This window comes from Vibrio sp. Of7-15, from assembly GCF_022347565.1.
Taxonomy (GTDB): Bacteria; Pseudomonadota; Gammaproteobacteria; order Enterobacterales; family Vibrionaceae; genus NORP241.
Window position 1 is genome coordinate 114,318 of the sequence record NZ_JAKRGH010000016.1, and the last position, 17,704, is coordinate 132,021.

General features: G+C 40.1%; 14 protein-coding genes and 1 tRNA gene. 8 read left to right on the forward strand and 7 right to left on the reverse strand.

Going from position 1 to position 17,704, the window contains the following annotated elements:
* Nucleotides 1-7 precede the first annotated feature (7 nt).
* On the reverse strand, nucleotides 8-1,594 hold the full coding sequence (locus MHO82_RS16405) for a GGDEF domain-containing protein (protein WP_239185399.1): 1,587 nt from the start codon (nucleotides 1,592-1,594) through the stop codon (nucleotides 8-10).
* A 176-nt stretch (nucleotides 1,595-1,770) separates the two neighbouring features.
* Between MHO82_RS16405 and MHO82_RS16410 the strand changes: the two genes are divergently transcribed.
* On the forward strand, nucleotides 1,771-2,676 hold the full coding sequence (locus tag MHO82_RS16410) for a Dyp-type peroxidase (protein WP_239185401.1): 906 nt from the start codon (nucleotides 1,771-1,773) through the stop codon (nucleotides 2,674-2,676).
* A gap of 69 nt (nucleotides 2,677-2,745) precedes the next feature.
* On the opposite strand, the gene crr is transcribed toward MHO82_RS16410, so the two are convergent.
* The 5 genes from crr to cysZ form a co-directional block, all read right to left on the reverse strand.
* Complete coding sequence (gene crr / locus MHO82_RS16415; RefSeq protein WP_239185403.1) at nucleotides 2,746-3,255, reverse strand: PTS glucose transporter subunit IIA; 510 nt, start codon at nucleotides 3,253-3,255, stop codon at nucleotides 2,746-2,748.
* 40 nt (nucleotides 3,256-3,295) lie between these two features.
* Complete coding sequence (gene ptsI / locus MHO82_RS16420) at nucleotides 3,296-5,023, reverse strand: phosphoenolpyruvate-protein phosphotransferase PtsI (protein ID WP_239185405.1); 1,728 nt, start codon at nucleotides 5,021-5,023, stop codon at nucleotides 3,296-3,298.
* Between the two features lie 53 nt (nucleotides 5,024-5,076).
* On the reverse strand, nucleotides 5,077-5,334 hold the full coding sequence (ptsH, locus tag MHO82_RS16425; protein ID WP_239185407.1) for a phosphocarrier protein Hpr: 258 nt from the start codon (nucleotides 5,332-5,334) through the stop codon (nucleotides 5,077-5,079).
* Nucleotides 5,335-5,664: 330 nt separating this feature from the next.
* Nucleotides 5,665-6,633 (reverse strand): cysteine synthase A, encoded by a 969-nt coding sequence (cysK, locus tag MHO82_RS16430; protein ID WP_239185409.1) that lies wholly within the window; start codon nucleotides 6,631-6,633, stop codon nucleotides 5,665-5,667.
* A 233-nt stretch (nucleotides 6,634-6,866) separates the two neighbouring features.
* Entirely contained in the window at nucleotides 6,867-7,625 is a 759-nt protein-coding gene (gene cysZ, locus MHO82_RS16435; RefSeq protein WP_239185411.1) for a sulfate transporter CysZ, read from the reverse strand.
* Between the two features lie 327 nt (nucleotides 7,626-7,952).
* On the opposite strand from cysZ, the gene zipA reads away from it, so the two are divergent.
* The 7 genes from zipA (at nucleotide 7,953) to gltX (ending at nucleotide 17,389) form a co-directional block, all read left to right on the forward strand.
* Entirely contained in the window at nucleotides 7,953-8,831 is an 879-nt protein-coding gene (gene zipA, locus MHO82_RS16440; protein WP_239185413.1) for a cell division protein ZipA, read from the forward strand.
* A 64-nt stretch (nucleotides 8,832-8,895) separates the two neighbouring features.
* Nucleotides 8,896-10,908: an NAD-dependent DNA ligase LigA gene (gene ligA, locus MHO82_RS16445; RefSeq protein WP_239185415.1), complete on the forward strand. Its 2,013-nt coding sequence runs from the start codon at nucleotides 8,896-8,898 to the stop codon at nucleotides 10,906-10,908.
* A 524-nt stretch (nucleotides 10,909-11,432) separates the two neighbouring features.
* Entirely contained in the window at nucleotides 11,433-12,488 is a 1,056-nt protein-coding gene (locus MHO82_RS16450) for a porin (protein ID WP_239185417.1), read from the forward strand.
* A 91-nt stretch (nucleotides 12,489-12,579) separates the two neighbouring features.
* Nucleotides 12,580-13,167: a DUF2057 family protein gene (locus MHO82_RS16455; protein WP_239185419.1), complete on the forward strand. Its 588-nt coding sequence runs from the start codon at nucleotides 12,580-12,582 to the stop codon at nucleotides 13,165-13,167.
* Nucleotides 13,168-14,069: 902 nt separating this feature from the next.
* Entirely contained in the window at nucleotides 14,070-15,137 is a 1,068-nt protein-coding gene (locus MHO82_RS16460; protein WP_239185421.1) for a porin, read from the forward strand.
* Between the two features lie 61 nt (nucleotides 15,138-15,198).
* Nucleotides 15,199-15,849 carry a DUF2057 family protein gene (locus MHO82_RS16465; protein ID WP_239185423.1) on the forward strand — a complete coding sequence of 217 codons (651 nt, stop codon included), beginning with the start codon at nucleotides 15,199-15,201 and terminating at the stop codon, nucleotides 15,847-15,849.
* A gap of 112 nt (nucleotides 15,850-15,961) precedes the next feature.
* Nucleotides 15,962-17,389: a glutamate--tRNA ligase gene (gltX, locus tag MHO82_RS16470; protein WP_239185425.1), complete on the forward strand. Its 1,428-nt coding sequence runs from the start codon at nucleotides 15,962-15,964 to the stop codon at nucleotides 17,387-17,389.
* A 190-nt stretch (nucleotides 17,390-17,579) separates the two neighbouring features.
* On the opposite strand, the gene MHO82_RS16475 is transcribed toward gltX, so the two are convergent.
* Nucleotides 17,580-17,656: transfer RNA gene (locus MHO82_RS16475), tRNA-Arg, on the reverse strand.
* Between the last annotated feature and the right edge of the window lie 48 nt (nucleotides 17,657-17,704).

The following is a 17,704-nucleotide window of genomic DNA, read 5'->3' on the forward strand; positions in this document are numbered from 1 at the left end:
TGCAGTTTTATAAAGAGAGTGGCTCTAGAGCGCTCTCTTTTCGTTTTTGATGGTACATGGCATGATCCGCTCGCATGAGTAGGGCGTCTGCGGAATCTCCTTTTTTAAAGTGACTTACTCCGATGCTTGCCCCGATATGAATACGTTTCTCTCCAATAATAAAAGTTGTTTGGCTGTGATGCTGTACATCTTTTATCAGATATTCCAGTTCCTCAGTGCTTTCTTCACGTAATAGAATGACAAACTCATCACCAGCTAAACGGGCAAAAAAGGCATGTTTAGGTAAGCTGCTGGAGATACGAAAACTAAATTGCTGTAAGACTTTATCACCAATATGGTGACCATATGTGTCATTAACAGACTTGAATTTATTGAGATCAATAAAGAGTATTGTGACGGATGAGGTTGCCTGATCTGTATTGATTGTTCTTTCAAGCTCTTCCATGAGTGCGTAGCGGTTGGAGATCCCCGTTAGCATGTCTTTTTTTGCTAATAAAATGGCTTTGTTTTCGGCTGTTTTACGACGTTTGATCTCCTTTTTGAGCTTTTGGTTAACTATGGTGATATAACCAATGATTGAGAATAGTAAGAAAACGGCAGAACCAATGGGAAAGAACCAGCTTTTTATTTTTTCCCAATTGAGCTGGTGGTTCAGTGGGAAGATGAATTGATCGTCAATGTGTGTTTCTGGGATCAAACCAAATTCCGTTAGTTGATCTGCGATCGTCTGCCATCTGTGTTGGCTCATATGCCCAATATCCACCAATTTAGGCATGATGAAGTTAGATGCACTTGTTAACTCGAACCTAAGGTGTTCACGAGTCTTTCCTGTTTGGTAGTTCGCTTCTATCACATCTAAGGTTTCTTCTATATGTGTGAGGGCATAGCGCCAACCGAGCAAGCTGGCATCAACAAATTTTTTGACCTTTTTGGGGTTGTTTTTGGCGTAGTCTGAATGCGTGAAGAGAATATCACTGTAAAAATTAATGCCGACATCTTTAGGGTCAAAGATGCGTGGCTGTATAGCGTGCTCTTGTAACAAAAATGGCTCATTGGTTGAGTAGGCATTGTACACATCAACGTTATTATTGATGAGATCGCCAAGGTTAGCTGATGTGGGGAGTTGCTGTAATTCAGATGTTTCTAAGCCATGAAATTTGAGCAAGCTGACTAGTTCAGCATCTTCAATGCCTGAAAACATCATGACCTTACGTCCTTTTAACTCAGACACTGAGTTTATTTGGCCATCTTTTCGGGCTAATAAAACAGAAGGTGATTGTTGATATACTGCGGCAAGGGTAGTTAATGGAAGGCCATGAGCATATGCGATGAGTATTTCGGTATTCCCGACACCGAATTGAGCTCGTCTTGATGATACTTCTCTTAGGGGGACTTTACCTGCTCCTCTGGCTGAAATAGTCACATTTAATCCAGCATCTGCGTAATACCCTTTTTCTTTTGCCATATAATAGCCTGCAAATTGCGCTTGGTGTAGCCAGCGTAGCTGAAGCGTAATATTTTCAGCAGGGGCGGCCAATGAGACCGTTGGTATAACGAAAGCAAGTAGTATTATTACGGCACTGAATTTACTCATGATCTTTATTTACACCCTTTATAAAGATGACTAGATTTTGAGTAATTAGCTGGGAAATGTAAAGCATAACATTGTGGGTTTTATTTTACTGATAATAATCAACACATATGTTACTCGCTTCCATTAATATAAGAATAAATAACTAATTTAATTAAAAATATTAGGAGTACAATGTAATGTCGGGTTTATCTCAGTCTGCTATTTTGCCTGAAGCAGGCCCTTTTGCTCTGTATGCTATTTTGAATGTTCAGAGTAATCAGGCGAATGTATTATCTCAGCTGCAAGAGCTGCAAAGTATTATTAGTGACATTAACCAAAGTCAAACGGACGCTCAATTATGTAGCTCTATTGCTTTCGGAAAGTCTTTTTGGGCGCAACTGCATCGTCCAAGTCCAAAAGAGTTAACGGAGTTTAGAGAATATGGTCATGATGACATAGTGGCTCCTGCAACGGGAGGAGATGTTCTATTACATTTTCACTCTTCTCGTCATGATCTCAATTTTTATGCATTACGTAAGTTACTAGAACCAATTGCAGAAGACGTTGAGGTCATCGATGAAACTCATGGCTTTCGCTATTTAGATTCACGTGATATGACAGACTTCGTTGATGGTACGGAAAACCCGAAAGCGGCGGTAAGAGAAGAGGTCGCATTGATTCCAGAAGGGGAATTTGCGGGTGGCAGTTATGTCATGGTGCAACGCTTTGTCCATAATTTACCAGCGTGGAATCGCTTGTCGGTGTCCGCACAGGAAAAAGTCATTGGCCGCACTAAGCCAGATTCTATCGAGTTAGAAGATGTGCCAGCGGCATCACACGTAGGACGAGTGGATCTTAAAGAAGAGGGTAAAGGTTTAAAGATTGTTCGTCATAGTTTGCCATATGGATCTGTAAGTGGTGAACATGGTTTACTGTTTATTGCTTACTGTAATACAGTACATAACTTTGATGCGATGCTAACAAGCATGTATGGTGAAGTTGATGGGAAAACTGATCAGATGCTGCGTTTCACTAAAGCCGTATCGGGAGCGTATTTCTTTGCACCATCAGAGGCAATGTTGAAAGAGCTAAATTTATCCTAAACGGCATTTTAGAATAGATATAAAAAAACGCTGCTTGAGGGCAGCGTTTTTTTGATTCAGGAAACTGAATTATTTTGTGATACGTAGAACTGGAGATTCACCAACAGTTACAGCACCCGCAAGCTTGTTCAACTCTTTGATTTCATCCATGTTTGAAATAACAACAGGAGTTAGAGTTGATTTCGCTTTTTCTTCAAGAAGTGCTAGGTCGAACTCAATGATAGTGTCGCCAGCTTTAACATCTTGGCCTTCTTCTGCAATACGCTTGAAGCCTTCACCTTTAAGTTCAACAGTGTCGATGCCAAAGTGAACGAAAAGCTCAATACCATCTTCAGACTCAATAGAGAAAGCGTGGTTCGTTTCGAAGATCTTACCGATAGTACCGTTTACAGGCGCTACCATTTTGTTACCCGCTGGTTTAATAGCAATGCCGTCACCAACAATCTTTTCAGCGAATACAACATCTGGCACATCTTCAATGTTTACGATTTCACCAGATAGCGGTGCGATAATTTCGATAGCACCTGCATCAGCGTTGTCGTCAGATACTAGCTTCTTAAGTTTGTCAAACAGACCCATGTCGTTGCTCCTAAGCGTTTGTAATTTATCTGCAACTATACTAGCAGATGGTTTTTTCTGCGATAAATTTTTCTACGTGAGCTTCAATTTCAGCCGCAGTAGGAAGTTGTAGAGCTTCGTCAGCCATTGCTTTAACATCAGCAAAGTTTGCATTACGAATCACTTTCTTAATACGTGGGATAGAGATACCGCTCATGCTGAACTCATCTAAGCCCATACCCAGTAGTAGTAATGTCGCACGGTCATCACCTGCTAGCTCACCACACATACCTGTCCACTTACCTTCTTTATGAGAAGCATCAATTACTTGCTTGATCACAGTTAAAACTGCAGGTGATAGCGGGTTGTATAGGTGTGAGATTAGCTCATTACCACGGTCTACAGCTAGAGTGTACTGTGTTAAATCGTTAGTACCAATGCTGAAGAAAGATACTTCTTTTGCTAAATGGTGAGCAATCGCAGCTGCTGCTGGTGTCTCAACCATAACACCGATTTCAATCGCTTCGTCAAAAGCGTGCCCTTCAGCGCGAAGCTCTGCTTTTAATTCTTCGATTACTTTCTTAAGCTCACGAATCTCTTCCACAGAAATGATCATTGGGAACATGATGCGTAGCTTACCGTGTGCAGAAGCACGTAGGATAGCACGGATTTGATCGTTTAGAATTTCACGACGATCTAGGCAGATACGAACTGCACGCCAGCCCAAGAATGGGTTCATTTCTTTTGGAAGATCTAAATAAGGTAGATCTTTGTCGCCACCGATATCCATAGTACGGATGATCACTGACTCACCATGCATCGCTTCAGCAACTTCTTTATAAGCCGCGTATTGTTCTTCTTCTGTAGGAAGAGAATCACGATCCATGAATAGGAATTCTGTGCGGTACAGGCCAACACCTTCACCACCGTTGCGATTAACACCATCGCAATCTTTTGCAGTACCGATGTTACCACAAACTTCAACTTGCTTACCGTCTAGTGTAATAGCTGGTAAGTCTTTCAGTTTAGCTAATTCTTCTTTTTCCGCTAGGAACTCATCACGGATTTTTTTGAATTTAGCGAGCTCTGCTTCTTCTGGGTTAATTACAATCTTGTTGTTGATTGCATCAAGAATTAGCATGTCACCATTTTTTACCTGCTGAGTAATATCGTTAGTACCAACGATTGCAGGCAGTTCTAGTGAGCGAGCCATGATAGACGTATGTGAAGTACGGCCACCAATATCACATGCAAAACCAAGAACGTAATCTAGGTTGATTTGTGCAGTTTCTGAAGGTGTTAAGTCATTTGCAACTAGGATAACTTCTTCATTGATATCACTTAGAGATACAATGTTGATGCCTAGTGCGTTCTTAACAAAGCGGCTACCGATATCACGGATATCTGTAGCACGCTCTTTTAGATAATCATCATCTAATGATTCAAGTGCAGATGCTTGCTCTTCAATGATAGAGTGAATAGCAGCATCCGCTGACATCTTGTCATCTTTAATTAAGGCTAAAATTTCTTCTTCTAGTTCTTCATCTTCTAAAAGCATGATATGGCCTTCGAAGATTGCTTCCTTCTCTTCGCCAAACGTAATGCGAGCTTTTTCTTTAACGACTTCCAATTGCTCAGAAGATTTATTTCGAGCATCAAAGAAACGCTGAACTTCTGCGTCTACTTGGTCATCAGAAATTGGGTTTGTGTTTAGGACAATTTCATCTTCTTGAAGTAGGAGTGCTTTACCAAAAGCAATACCTGGAGATGCTAGAATGCCTGAAATCATAGCTTTACCTTAAATTGATCAATAAATAATGAGGAATATAAAGAAAAGCTGGATTAGTGCAGCTCGTCCATTAGTGCTACTAGGTGATCAACAGCTTGTTGAGCTTGCTCACCTTCAGCTGAGATAGTCACTGTAGTGCCTTTAGTTAGGCCTAGAGTTTGCAGTTTGAAAAGGCTAGTAGCGCTTGCGCTTTTGCCGTTAGAAGTTACAGTGATTTTTGCATCAAAACCTTTTGCTTCTTTAACAAACTGTGCAGCAGGACGAGTGTGTAGGCCGTTTTCAGCAGTAATTTCAACTTGCTTCTGATACATGTGATTTACCCCAATGATTAATTTTATTTGTATATTAATTTGCTGTTACCTGATTAGAGCTTACCTTGGAATTTGTGATATCGCTAGAATATCGATGCCATGGTATAAATCTAAACAAATTACAGTCGAATTTATTTAAGTTAAGTCAAACAAATGCGATAGATTTCATACTTGTTTGTATTTTACTTAACCATCCTAGCTTCTTTATTTTGATGCTAGAAATAAAACAATATGATTATTACTAAAGGTGGGGAGTGAAATCAACAAAAAAGCCCCTAGACGGGGCTTTTTTAGTCAAAAAATTGATTTGAGCACAGATTTATGACGTTTTTACTGCTGGTTTTCTTTTTCAGTAAACAGACCTGCAAACAGAGCCGTACTGAGGTAACGCTCACCTGAGCTTGGTAGCACAGTAACAATGGTCTTATCTGCAAATTCTGGCAATGCAGCAAGGCGATTTGCCGCGACAACAGCAGCACCAGAAGAGATACCAGCAAGGATGCCTTCTTCTTCCATAAGGCGGCGTGTCATCTCAATTGCTTCTTCTGAGGTAACAGCTTCCACGCGGTCAATTAATTCAACATCTAGGTTGCCAGGAATAAAGCCCGCGCCAATACCTTGAATCTTATGAGGTGCAGGTTGCACTTCATCACCAGCTAGGGTTTGTGCAATGACAGGAGATTCTGCTGGCTCAACAGCTACAGTTGTGATTGCTTTACCTTGAGTACCTTTAATGTAACGACTAACACCTGTTAGTGTACCACCAGTACCGACACCTGAAACGAACACATCGATATCGCCGTCAGTCGCTTCCCAGATTTCAGGACCAGTCGTCTTTTCATGAATCGCAGGGTTTGCTGGGTTGTTAAATTGTTGAAGAAGTAAGTATTTATCTGGGTTTTCCGCTACAATTTCTTCAGCTTTGGCAATTGCCCCTTTCATGCCTTTTGGAGCTTCTGTTAGTACAAGGTTTGCACCTAATGCTTTAAGTAACTTACGACGTTCTAGACTCATTGATTCAGGCATCGTTAGTGTTAGTTTATAACCACGAGCAGCAGCAACAAACGCAAGAGCAATACCAGTATTACCACTTGTAGGCTCGACTAATTCAATACCTTCTTTCAGGGTACCTGCTTTTTCTGCTTCCCAAATCATATTAGCGCCAATACGACACTTTACGCTAAAACTTGGGTTACGAGCTTCAACTTTTACTAATACGTTCCCGTTACTAACACGGTTTAAACGAACAAGGGGAGTGTTACCAATAGTTAGCGAGTTATCTTCGTAAATTTTGCTCATGCTTTCGTTCCTTCATTACACGATAGATAGTCAATAGCTTATCTTGATTAATAGATAGTAAGCATACGTTTAGAGTTAAAAATCAAGAAGGAATAAATCGTTATAAGATATGGTTATAAGCAGATAATTATTCCTGAAAGTAGAAGATAGACTAATTTATCGTCATGTGTGTGAATTAAAAGACGATTATGAGCGACATAGGATGCTGCTACCCATAATCATCTTGAGGGGCGTTATGATAAGTGGCGCTCTCGATAGACATCGACCCACATAGCAGTGGCTCCACATACAGCAACAGGCATGATGAATAAATTCACGATTGGCATCATAGTAAAGAAGGCCACTAGTGCTCCAAAGCTGAGAGATTTTCCTCTATTCCCTTTGAGATCATCTCTCATGTTCATGAAAGAGACTTTGTGGTTGTCGAATGGGTAGTCACAATATTGAATAGCCATCATCCACGCCGTAAACATAAACCATAAGATTGGCCCAATTGTTTGCCCTACCGCTGGTATCCAAAGCAGAATGAATAGCCCGAGTGCTTTGGGTAGGTAATACCATAGCTTTTGCCATTCACGTTTGAGGATTCGCGGAATATCGGCAAGTGCTTCTTTAATGCCGCTGTCAGGTGCCTGCTGCCCCGTTAATTTTGCCTCTAAATGTTCTGATAGTAGTCCGTTGAATGGTGCTGCAATCCAATTTGCAATGGTACTAAAGAAGTAAGAAAAAGTGACCAAGATAGCTATTACCATCAATGGCCAAATTAGGTAAGCGAGCCAATCTAGCCAGCTTGGTACATAGGAAAGCCAGCCATCAATCCAGCCCCCCATTTGAGATATCATCCACGCAAAAGCACCACCAAGTAACAGAAGGTTGATAATTAACGGAATAATGACAAATCGGCGAATGCCTGGTTGGGCACATAATTTTGCCCCTTGAGTAAAGTAATGGACGCCGTTTAAAGATGAGTGGGATGGTTGAGAATGAGTCATTTTTCCTCCTAATAATCGCTGACCTCATCATAGTCGTGTGAAGAGGTTGATTCAATTAAGAATCGAGCACAGTTCAAAATAACGGCAAGCTTACATTCTGTTGCTATTTTAAATCTATTGAACAGTGTGCTGGGTCACATTATCAATAGGATAGAAAGGGTGAATTTATACAAAAGTGGTCCATAGTTTTGATAGAGTAAGAAAATAACCGTGATAAAACGAGCTTCATAAGATAGGATCAGTAGTTATATGATGGAATGTCTAACGTTGCTTTCGGTATTTATCTGATAAGCCTTCTGGAAATTGACTAAGAGCAGAGAATTTGAAATGCAGGAATTGCGCCTGGTTCTGATAATTGTTGGTGCGCTAGCTATTGGTGCATTATTATTTCACGGCCTTTGGACCAGCCGAAAGGAAAAAAGCACAAAATTTGGCGATAAGCCATTAAGTAAGCTAGATGATGAGCTTGATGAAGAGAGCGATCAAAATTCTCGTAGTGCTGGCCGTGCGTTTAGTCAGGTAGGTTCAGAGTCTACCCCAGAGCCGAGTAAAACACGTAAAGAACCAGAATTTGGATTTGAAAATAATATTCAAGGAGATCCTCTGTTGGATTCTGGCGCGAAGCTGGATAATGTAAACTCGGCAGCAGAGCCAGTAACTCAGCCTGCAATGTCAACAATGACCGCTGAGGTCGACATTCCGCATGACTCTGAGCAACAAGCTGTTAGTTTTACGGCAGAAGCTGCTCCTGTTGTAGATGAGGTGGCGATTACAGAGCCAGAGCCCGTAAAAGAAGATGTGATTGTTTTACATGTACATATTACGGGAGAAGAGCGTTTTAAAGGACCTCGGTTGTTTAACAGCCTTGAGCAAAATGGTTTGCTATTTGGTGAAATGGCTATTTACCACCGTCATGCTGATCTTGCGGGAACCGGTAAAGTGCTTTTTAGTGTGGCGAACATGGTAGCACCAGGTAACTTCCGTTTGGATAATCCAGATGAATTTGAAACTCCAGGAATAGCATTTTTTATGACTTTGCCTTGCTATGGTGAAGCGGATCATAACTTTAAATTAATGTTAAAAACCGCCCAACAGATCGCAGATGATCTTGGCGGGCATGTATTAGATGAACACCGTAATTTAATGACGCCAAATAAATTAGATGAATATCGAGAGAGAGTTCGTCAATTTGTGAGTGAAGGTTAAATTAAGAATATCGTACTAACTTAGGCTCCGGTTCGGGGCCTTTTTTATATAGTGAGCAACATAAATGGCAAGTGAATTGGCAATACGTTTAGAAACATTAAAAGAATCCATCAACCATCATGGCTATCGTTATTATGTTGAAGATAATCCAGAGATCCCTGATGCTGAGTACGATCGTTTAATGCAAGAGTTATTGGCCATTGAAGCAGAGCATCCAGAGCTTGTTACGATAGACTCACCAAGTCAGCGTGTCGGGGGAGTTCCTTTAGCTGGGTTTAGTCAAGTGCAGCATGAAATTCCGATGTTATCTTTGGATAACGCGTTTAATGACGAGGATCTTGATTCATTTTCTAAGCGTATGAACGATCGTTTGAGTTCATCTTCTGTTGGTCATTATTGCTGTGAGCCGAAATTAGATGGCCTTGCTGTTAGCCTAATGTATGTGGATGGCATTTTGACTCAAGCTGCAACTCGTGGTGATGGCACTACCGGTGAAAATATTACTGAGAATGTTCGTACAATCCGTTCAATTCCTCTGAAGTTGCAAGGAACTGGTTGGCCGCGACGCCTAGAAGTTCGCGGGGAAGTGTTTATGCCAAAAGCAGGTTTTGACGCATTAAATGCCCGTGCATTAAAAAAAGGAGATAAGCCTTTCGCTAACCCACGTAATGCCGCTGCAGGAAGCCTACGCCAGCTTGACTCTAAAATTACAGCAGGACGCCCGTTAAGTTTTTATGCTTACAGCGTGGGTGTTGTTGAAGGTGCAGAGCTAAAAGTAAGCCATTATGAGCGTTTTGTTCAGTTAAAAACATGGGGACTTCCAATGTGTGAAGAAACCAAACAATTAGCTAATTTAGAAGAAGTGAAAGCTTACTATCAAGATATTGCGGAGCGTCGTAATCAACTGGGTTATGAAATTGATGGTGTCGTTATTAAAGTTGATGACATTACCTTACAAGAAGAACTTGGTTTTGTCGCGAGAGCACCTCGTTGGGCCATTGCTTATAAATTTCCTGCGCAAGAAGAGCTTACCGTACTAAATGATGTTGAATTTCAAGTTGGTAGAACCGGGGCTATTACGCCTGTAGCAAAACTAGAGCCTGTGTTTGTTGGTGGGGTAACAGTAAGTAATGCAACGTTACATAATGCGGATGAGATAGAGCGTTTACAAGTTCATATTGGTGATACCGTTATTATTCGTCGTGCTGGAGATGTGATCCCTCAAATAGCAGGCGTAGTGAAAAGCCGTAGGCCACAAGACAGTAAAGAAATCATTTTTCCTACATCCTGCCCGGTTTGTGACTCTTTAATTGAGAGAGTAGAAGGAGAGGCTGTGGCTCGTTGCAGTGGCGGTCTAATTTGTCAGGCTCAGCGTAAAGAAGCGCTAAAACATTTTGTTTCACGTAAAGCTCTAGATGTTGATGGCCTTGGCGTAAAAGTGATTGAGCAACTTGTTGATAGAGAAATGGTTGAAACACCTGCTGGCTTATTTAAGCTCTCTGCGGGTGTCTTGACCGTTCTTGATCGTATGGGACCAAAGTCGGCACAAAATGTTGTGGATGCACTTAATCAATCTAAACAAACAACATTACCTCGTTTTTTATATTCTTTAGGTATCCGTGAAGTCGGAGAGGCTACTGCGGCTAACTTAGCAAATCATTTTTATACATTAGAGGCGATTCAAGCGGCTAATCATGAACAATTGATTGAAGTCCCTGATGTTGGTGAGATTGTTGCTAAGCATATTGTTAGTTTCTTTAAAGAACCTCATAACCAGCAAGTATTGCAAGACTTACTGGATGTGGGTATTGAATGGCCTGCGATTGATGCAGTGGATGAAAGCCAACCTAAGCCGCTAGAAGGGAAAGTTGTCGTTCTAACAGGAACATTAACTCAATTATCTCGCTCTGATGCAAAAACGGCTTTACAGAATTTTGGTGCCAAAGTGACAGGCAGTGTATCTAAAAAAACGGATATTCTATTTGCTGGAGAAGCTGCGGGTTCTAAATTAGCAAAAGCACAAGAACTTGGTGTTGAAATTCGTAACGAACAAGATCTTTTAGATTTACTTAGTTAGTATTTAGCTTTTTTAATATGAACGCCTCTATGTGATATGAAATACATAGAGGCTTCTTTTTTTTTGATTGTAATTAATTACTCTTTTCATTTGAGCTCTTTTCTAAAGAGTACGTCTGTACTTATTCTAGCCTTCCTCATGCACAATAAAGTTTTCTGTACTGTATTCATTTTAATGAGATTTCTGTCGCATTAATAAAAGTCAAGTTTCGTTTAAGTGTTTGTTTTTTTTGTTTTTTTTGTTTTTTTGTTTTTTTTTATAATAAAGTTTGAACTTTATCACTAACAGCTAAAAAGTTTGCGGCGGCTCATATTTTTTTATTTGGAAATTAAGTTCTGATTGATGTTTTTTGATGCGAAGTTAGTCTTATACCCATGGATACACAAGATGTATGCAGAAATAAATAAAGGTGATTTCAGTTTTACGAAAACTGAAATAATAGGGAATCACATTTGTTGTCTTCGGCGGCCAACTTAAGGCAGCAAATGAAAATATACAGCTATATCTATTTTTAGGAGTTTTCCATGGAAAAGACTTTCAAACGTACGCTACTGGGCGCAGCAGTTGCACTTGCTTCAACTGTTTCTATTAATGCACAAGCAGCGGACTTAACAGATAACGTACAAGTTTATGGTCAAGCTGCAGTGTCAGTTTGGTACCAAAGTTTTGCTGAAGATAACAAAGAGAACTCACTAGATGTTGAAAATGAGTCTCGTATTGGTCTACGTGGTACTCAAGAGTTCAATAACTTTGGTCCAGCAGTTATTTGGCAAATTGAAAGCGGAAACGTAGGTGACGACGGTGCAGATGGTAAATTAGGTGTACGTGACTCATTTATTGGGCTTGAATTTGATGCTGGTAAATTCCGCTTCGGTCGTTTGACTACTCCAGCGTATGACATTGTTGACTGGCCTTACACTAACCCTGGTTTAGGTAATGTATTTGACTGGAATACAGATATCAAAGGTGGTGCACACCTCGACCGTGTAGGCGATCACTTCCGTTGGGACTCGAAAAATTACGGTGGTTTCACTTACTCTCTATCTACAGGTCAAGGCCAAAATGATACAGGAAATATGTTCTATAGTGCAGCAGCTCACTACACTGCGGGCATCTTTACAGGTCACTTAGGTTATCAAACTGAAGGTGAAGCTGAAGTAAAAGTGAGCGATGTAGCTGTTGGTATGGGTGAGCGTTCATTCTATATTGCTGGTATCGAAGCACACTTAGAAAATGGTATCTCTCTAGTTGCAGCATACAAGCACATGGAGTCTGATTACAGTAAGCAAACAGGTGCACTAACTGGCATCACTAACGAAGAGCAAAATGCTATTTCGGTAACAGCACAATATGTAACAGGTGACTGGTTATATAAAGTGGGTTACGCAATGACTGATGATTTAGATTCAAATAACGGTTCGACATCAGGAACTTCAGATACAGCAATCACAGCTCGTGTTCTTTACATGCTAGACCCATCAGCTGTGATTTACTCTGATATCCGTAGCTATGATTTTAATGATAGTAATGATGCTGGCGATGTGACTAAACTTGGTCTTGGTATTGAATACTACTTCTAGTTGTTAAATTGTTTTAAATTTACTGCTTTTTTAGGTGGACCTAGTGTCCGCCTTTTTTGATTCTATATAGAGAGATATGTTTATGAAGTACATGAAAAATTTAATTTTAGCATTGAGCTTAATGTCTTTCGGAGCAGTAGCAGAAGATGCAAAAATAAACTTTCATAAGGAGATTGAGATTCTGGTTGTTAATGGAGAAGAGGTGAATGGAGGATTTGGGCACCAAGACTCAGTTGTGGTGCCAAAAGGAGAAAACCAGCTTTTGCTTCGAATTGCAAAAGTCATTCGATTAGATGGCCAAAAGACAAAATTTGAATCAAAAACTCTATTGATAACATTTAATGTTTTAAATGATAGCTATAAAATAGAACCGCCGATAAAAATTAAAAATGGCGAGCAAGCTAATAAATATAACGAAAAACCATCGATAGTATTAACTTCTGAAAGTTCGACTGTTAATTATCGTTTAGATATTGTTACAGGTTCAGGAAAGAGCCTGTTCAGAAATTATGAGAAAGATGTACAAAAATACAATAACAAGGGTGGTATTGCATCTTTATCAAGTGCTAAAAAACTAAGTATTGAAGATCAGGAAGATCTTAAAAATTACTTTTTAAATATGGATAAAAATAACCAAAAAGAGTTTCTAGACTGGGCATCCGAGATTTATAAAAAGTAACGTTATTCCGCATTTATAATTTTCTATAAAGCCGCTTACAGTTATAACTGTAAGCGGCTTTTCTTATTGCGTTTTTTTTAATTCATAATCAATACAAACATAAAAGTTTTTAGATGTAGCACATTTGTGAACAATTTCTTGTGGCACCTCAACACCAAAGTACGTAATGGTACTTGCAAATGAGAGACTAGAGGTGAAAGCAAGGGTTAAGAATAACATCATTAAACGTTTCATTTTATTTACCTCATTCAACTACAGCATTCCTTGCTAAAAGAATATGTATCTCCTGTGATAAATAGTAGTCATAAAACATTTTTTTCGATGAAAAGTAGTAAAAATCATTAATAAATAAAGAATTAAGTATCTGACCATTTATGTTAAAAGTAATGTAAAAGATTGTTTTTATTATATATTGGTTAAGCTCTTGTTCAGATATGCATGATTTTACTCTTAGTTTGTACTAAAGCCTATTATCAAATGAGAGTTTCTTTAGGTAATAATAAGATGCAAAATCGTCAAAATTAAAAAAACTGTTATTTTGACGTCTTTCGCTCCTGCTTATAATTTGTGATACCTATCAAATAAATACCTTTTTTTTTCAAAATAAATATTATTCAGCTGCTTATAATTTAGTTCTTGGTACTGTAATTGCGATGAGCTTATCAGTTTATTTTTACCTCTTTTTTCTATTTTTTATTTTGACGTTGTTAGTCTATTGAACTTAAAGGCTTTTTGTTTTTTTTGTTTTTGAAGATTTGATGCTGTTCAAGTTTATTTTCTAGGCCTTATTTAGTGTTCAAAAAATGTCGTAGTCTGCTCCCGTTCAATTAATACATGTGCTCTGAGCTTTTGGCGGCCAACTAAAAAGCTCAATATATACAGCTAATAATTTGGGAGCTTTTATGACAACTATCTTCAAACGTTCAATACTCGGTCTAGCTATTACCTCTACAGCGTTTACTGCAAATGCGTATTTAATAGGTGAAGAAAATGATGCATCCGTTGAAGTGTACGGTGTGGTTTCTATTTCAGCTGTAAACTATGGTGCTGAAAACGAGTCTTTTACATTAGAGAATGAAACACGTGTCGGGTTTCGTGCGGCAAAAATGATGACGGATAGCGTAGAGGCATTCACGCAAATTGAGTCTGGGTGGGTACTTGATAATGGGGCGGACCTTGGTAACCGAGACACTTTTGTAGGGTTGCGTGGTGATGATTGGGGAGCTGTGCGTTTTGGACGAATGCTAACTCCTATGTATGAGCTTGTTGATTGGCCTTATTCTGCCTCTAATTTATCTCGTACTTTTGATCGTGGTTGGCGATCGGGTGAGCGCTATACCTTTGATCGTAAAAGTCAGCAGGTACGTTATGACTCACCAATGCTAGGGAACATGGTGAAATTCAGTGTGTCTGGTGGTAATGGCAGTGAAAACCATGATAAATCAAACTTCTATGGTGGTTCGGTATCGGTAACTCCTACTGAGATGTTGACCTTACACGCAGCATTCGAAACAGCGAAAGGAACCATTTTTGAAGATGCTGTTGCTGGTAGTGTGAGCGTTGCTGGTGCTCCTGTTGCTGGTAAGTCTGCGTCAATCGGTGATACCAGTGCGTATTTTGTTGGTTTTGAACTTCGTCCTACCGATAATTTTAATGTATTGGCAGCGTATAAAGGTGGTTCATATGAAGCGACAGACAAAGGAAGTTACAGTTATCAAGAGCGAGAAATCGATGCGTATTCAATCCAGGCGAATTACTACATGGGTGATATGAACTTCCGTGTGGGATATGCAGATCAAACGGGCAAAGAAGATAACGTTAAAAGTAAGGACATGGACTCGACTTCAATAAGTGGTGAAGTTGGCTATAGCTTTAATTCTGTTTATACCTTCCTTCGTTTAACCGAGCAAACAGATAGTACTTATGATGGTGATTTGATGGTTCGTGTTGGTACTGAGTGGTATTTCTAAGTTTATTTTTGTCTAAATGCTGAGCGAGCCTGCGAGCTCGCTTTTGTTTTAATGGAGTTGGATGTTAGAAATGAAAATTCTCTTTAGGTTACCTGTATTCATTTTATCTATGTTATCTGTTTTTACTCTACGAGCAGAAGTATTGATCAATTTTGATCGTGGGGTGGAAGTGCTGGCTGTAGGTCAACATGAATACACACCTTCTATTTTAAGTTCAACGGCTGATTTTAAATTGAATAATGGGGTTAATCAGCTTTTAATTCGAGTTACAGCTCTTGTTAATCGTAATGGCGCAAAAGAGAAATACGTATCACAGCCTTTTGTCATGAAGTTTACTGCTTCAGATACTGAGTTACTGGTGTCGGCTCCCTTTGCTATTCGGGATGACAGAGGTGTACGTAAGTTTGAAAAACAGCCTCATGTATTGCTAACTCAAAGTGGAGAAAGCTACTCATTTAAAAGTGAGATGATTACGTCTAAGGAGTTCTCATTATTTAAAAACTATAATGAATTGCTTGGAAAGTATAATCAGTCAGGAGGTGTTGCGTCATTATCGGTGATAGATATGGGTTCAGAGAATGTACAAATTACCGCTTCAGAATCACCTGATCCGTGTGGCAAATCAAGTGGTCTTCAAGGTGATTTTTTATTGATGAGCTTTGAAGGGCGACAAGAGTTTATTTCATGGGCGGTGAAACATTTGCATGATTAGCCTTTAGATTGGTTGTAGCGATTGTAGAATTAGTACACGGTGCTAAAATAGCGGCCAAATTTGCCCTACACAGCGGTGTTCGCTGTGTGCAATCGACACTAAGGTATTTGAAATGACGGTTAAAACTCGTTTTGCTCCTAGCCCAACTGGCTATCTTCATGTAGGTGGTGCACGTACTGCACTTTACTCTTGGTTGTATGCGAAAAATCAAGGTGGTGAGTTTGTTCTGCGTATTGAAGATACAGATCTTGAGCGTAACTCTCAGGAAGCAGTAGATGCAATCCTTGAAGGTATGCAGTGGATGGGATTAGAGTGGAATGAAGGCCCTTACTTCCAATCTAAGCGTTTTGACCGTTACAACGAGATGGTTGATAAGCTTCTTTCTGAAGATAAAGCATACAAGTGCTACGCCTCTAAAGAGCTACTGGATGAAATTCGTGCGGAGCAGGAAGCGGCAAAAGAGATGCCTCGTTATGATGCAAACCACCCAAAAATTATTGCGGCAAATGAAGCGGCAAAAGAGGGTGAGCCTTGTGTGATTCGCTTCCGTAATCCAAAAGAAGGCAGCGTAGTATTTGATGATCAAATTCGTGGCCATATTGAAATTGGCAATGATCAGCTAGATGACCTAATCATCCGCCGTACAGATGGCTCTCCAACCTACAACTTTGTGGTGGTAGTGGATGACTGGGATATGGGCATCACACACGTTGTTCGTGGTGAAGACCACATCAACAATACGCCTCGTCAAATCAATATTTACGAAGCTCTTGGTGCACCAGTACCAACGTTTGCTCACTGTGCAATGATCTTGGGTGATGACGGTGCGAAACTGTCTAAGCGTCATGGCGCTGTGTCTGTCATGCAGTACCGTGATGAAGGCTATCTACCTAACGCGCTAAATAACTACCTTGTTCGTCTTGGTTGGTCTCATGGTGATCAGGAGATCTTCTCTCAAGAAGAGATGATTAATTTGTTTAGCCTAAATGCGATTTCTAAATCTGCATCTGCGTTCAATACTGAGAAGCTATTGTGGCTAAACAATCACTACATTAAGACTTCAGAACCAGAGTATGTTGCTGAGCACTTGCAGTGGCACTTAGATAACCAGAAATTAGATACATCTAATGGCCCGGCGATCACTGACGTTATCAAACTAGTTGGTGAGCGTTGTAACACGCTTATCGAACTTGCTGAGCAATCTCGTTACTTCTACGAAGATTTCTCTGAGTTTGAAGCTGGCGCAGCGAAGAAGCACCTACGTGGTGTTGCGAAAGGCCCGCTAGAGCTTGCTCTGGCTAAGGTTGAAGCTCTTGAAGAATTCACAACAGTAAACATCAAAGATGGTGTTATCGCAGCGGTATGTGAAGAGCTAGAGATTGGCATGGGTAAGATCGGTATGCCATTACGTGTAGCTGTTACAGGTGGTGGTCAATCACCATCTGTTGATGCTGTGATGGAGCTTATTGGTAAAGAGCGTGTAATTGCTCGCATTAAAATGGCGCTTGAGTTTATCGCAGAGCGTGAAGCAAACGCTTAATATTAAGTAAGTTAATTGTTTGAACAAAGCCACTGTTTAGCAGTGGCTTTTTTATTGCTGCAGAGCGTAAATGTACTTACTTGAGAGTAAAAATCGCTACCGAACATTTCAAAGGTTATGGCATTTTTTATGTATTAAGAAGGTAGCGTGCAGTTGGTTATTTAAGAGGGGATTTATAAGTAAGGTAAAATGGCGCTCCCGACAGGATTCGAACCTGTGACCTGCCCCTTAGGAGGGGGCCGCGCTATCCAGCTGTGCCACGGGAGCTAAGAATAGGGAGTATACCCCATTCTTTGCATATGTTAAGCCATTGAT

Bases quoted from the DNA above. Each gene is read 5' to 3' on its own strand.
- MHO82_RS16405 (WP_239185399.1), bottom strand. From the start codon at position 1,594: ATGAGTAAATTCAGTGCCGTAATAATACTACTTGCTTTCGTTATACCA.
- MHO82_RS16410 (WP_239185401.1), top strand. From the start codon at position 1,771: ATGTCGGGTTTATCTCAGTCTGCTATTTTGCCTGAAGCAGGCCCTTTT.
- crr (WP_239185403.1), bottom strand. From the start codon at position 3,255: ATGGGTCTGTTTGACAAACTTAAGAAGCTAGTATCTGACGACAACGCT.
- ptsI (WP_239185405.1), bottom strand. From the start codon at position 5,023: ATGATTTCAGGCATTCTAGCATCTCCAGGTATTGCTTTTGGTAAAGCA.
- ptsH (WP_239185407.1), bottom strand. From the start codon at position 5,334: ATGTATCAGAAGCAAGTTGAAATTACTGCTGAAAACGGCCTACACACT.
- cysK (WP_239185409.1), bottom strand. From the start codon at position 6,633: ATGAGCAAAATTTACGAAGATAACTCGCTAACTATTGGTAACACTCCC.
- cysZ (WP_239185411.1), bottom strand. From the start codon at position 7,625: ATGACTCATTCTCAACCATCCCACTCATCTTTAAACGGCGTCCATTAC.
- zipA (WP_239185413.1), top strand. From the start codon at position 7,953: ATGCAGGAATTGCGCCTGGTTCTGATAATTGTTGGTGCGCTAGCTATT.
- ligA (WP_239185415.1), top strand. From the start codon at position 8,896: ATGGCAAGTGAATTGGCAATACGTTTAGAAACATTAAAAGAATCCATC.
- MHO82_RS16450 (WP_239185417.1), top strand. From the start codon at position 11,433: ATGGAAAAGACTTTCAAACGTACGCTACTGGGCGCAGCAGTTGCACTT.
- MHO82_RS16455 (WP_239185419.1), top strand. From the start codon at position 12,580: ATGAAAAATTTAATTTTAGCATTGAGCTTAATGTCTTTCGGAGCAGTA.
- MHO82_RS16460 (WP_239185421.1), top strand. From the start codon at position 14,070: ATGACAACTATCTTCAAACGTTCAATACTCGGTCTAGCTATTACCTCT.
- MHO82_RS16465 (WP_239185423.1), top strand. From the start codon at position 15,199: ATGTTAGAAATGAAAATTCTCTTTAGGTTACCTGTATTCATTTTATCT.
- gltX (WP_239185425.1), top strand. From the start codon at position 15,962: ATGACGGTTAAAACTCGTTTTGCTCCTAGCCCAACTGGCTATCTTCAT.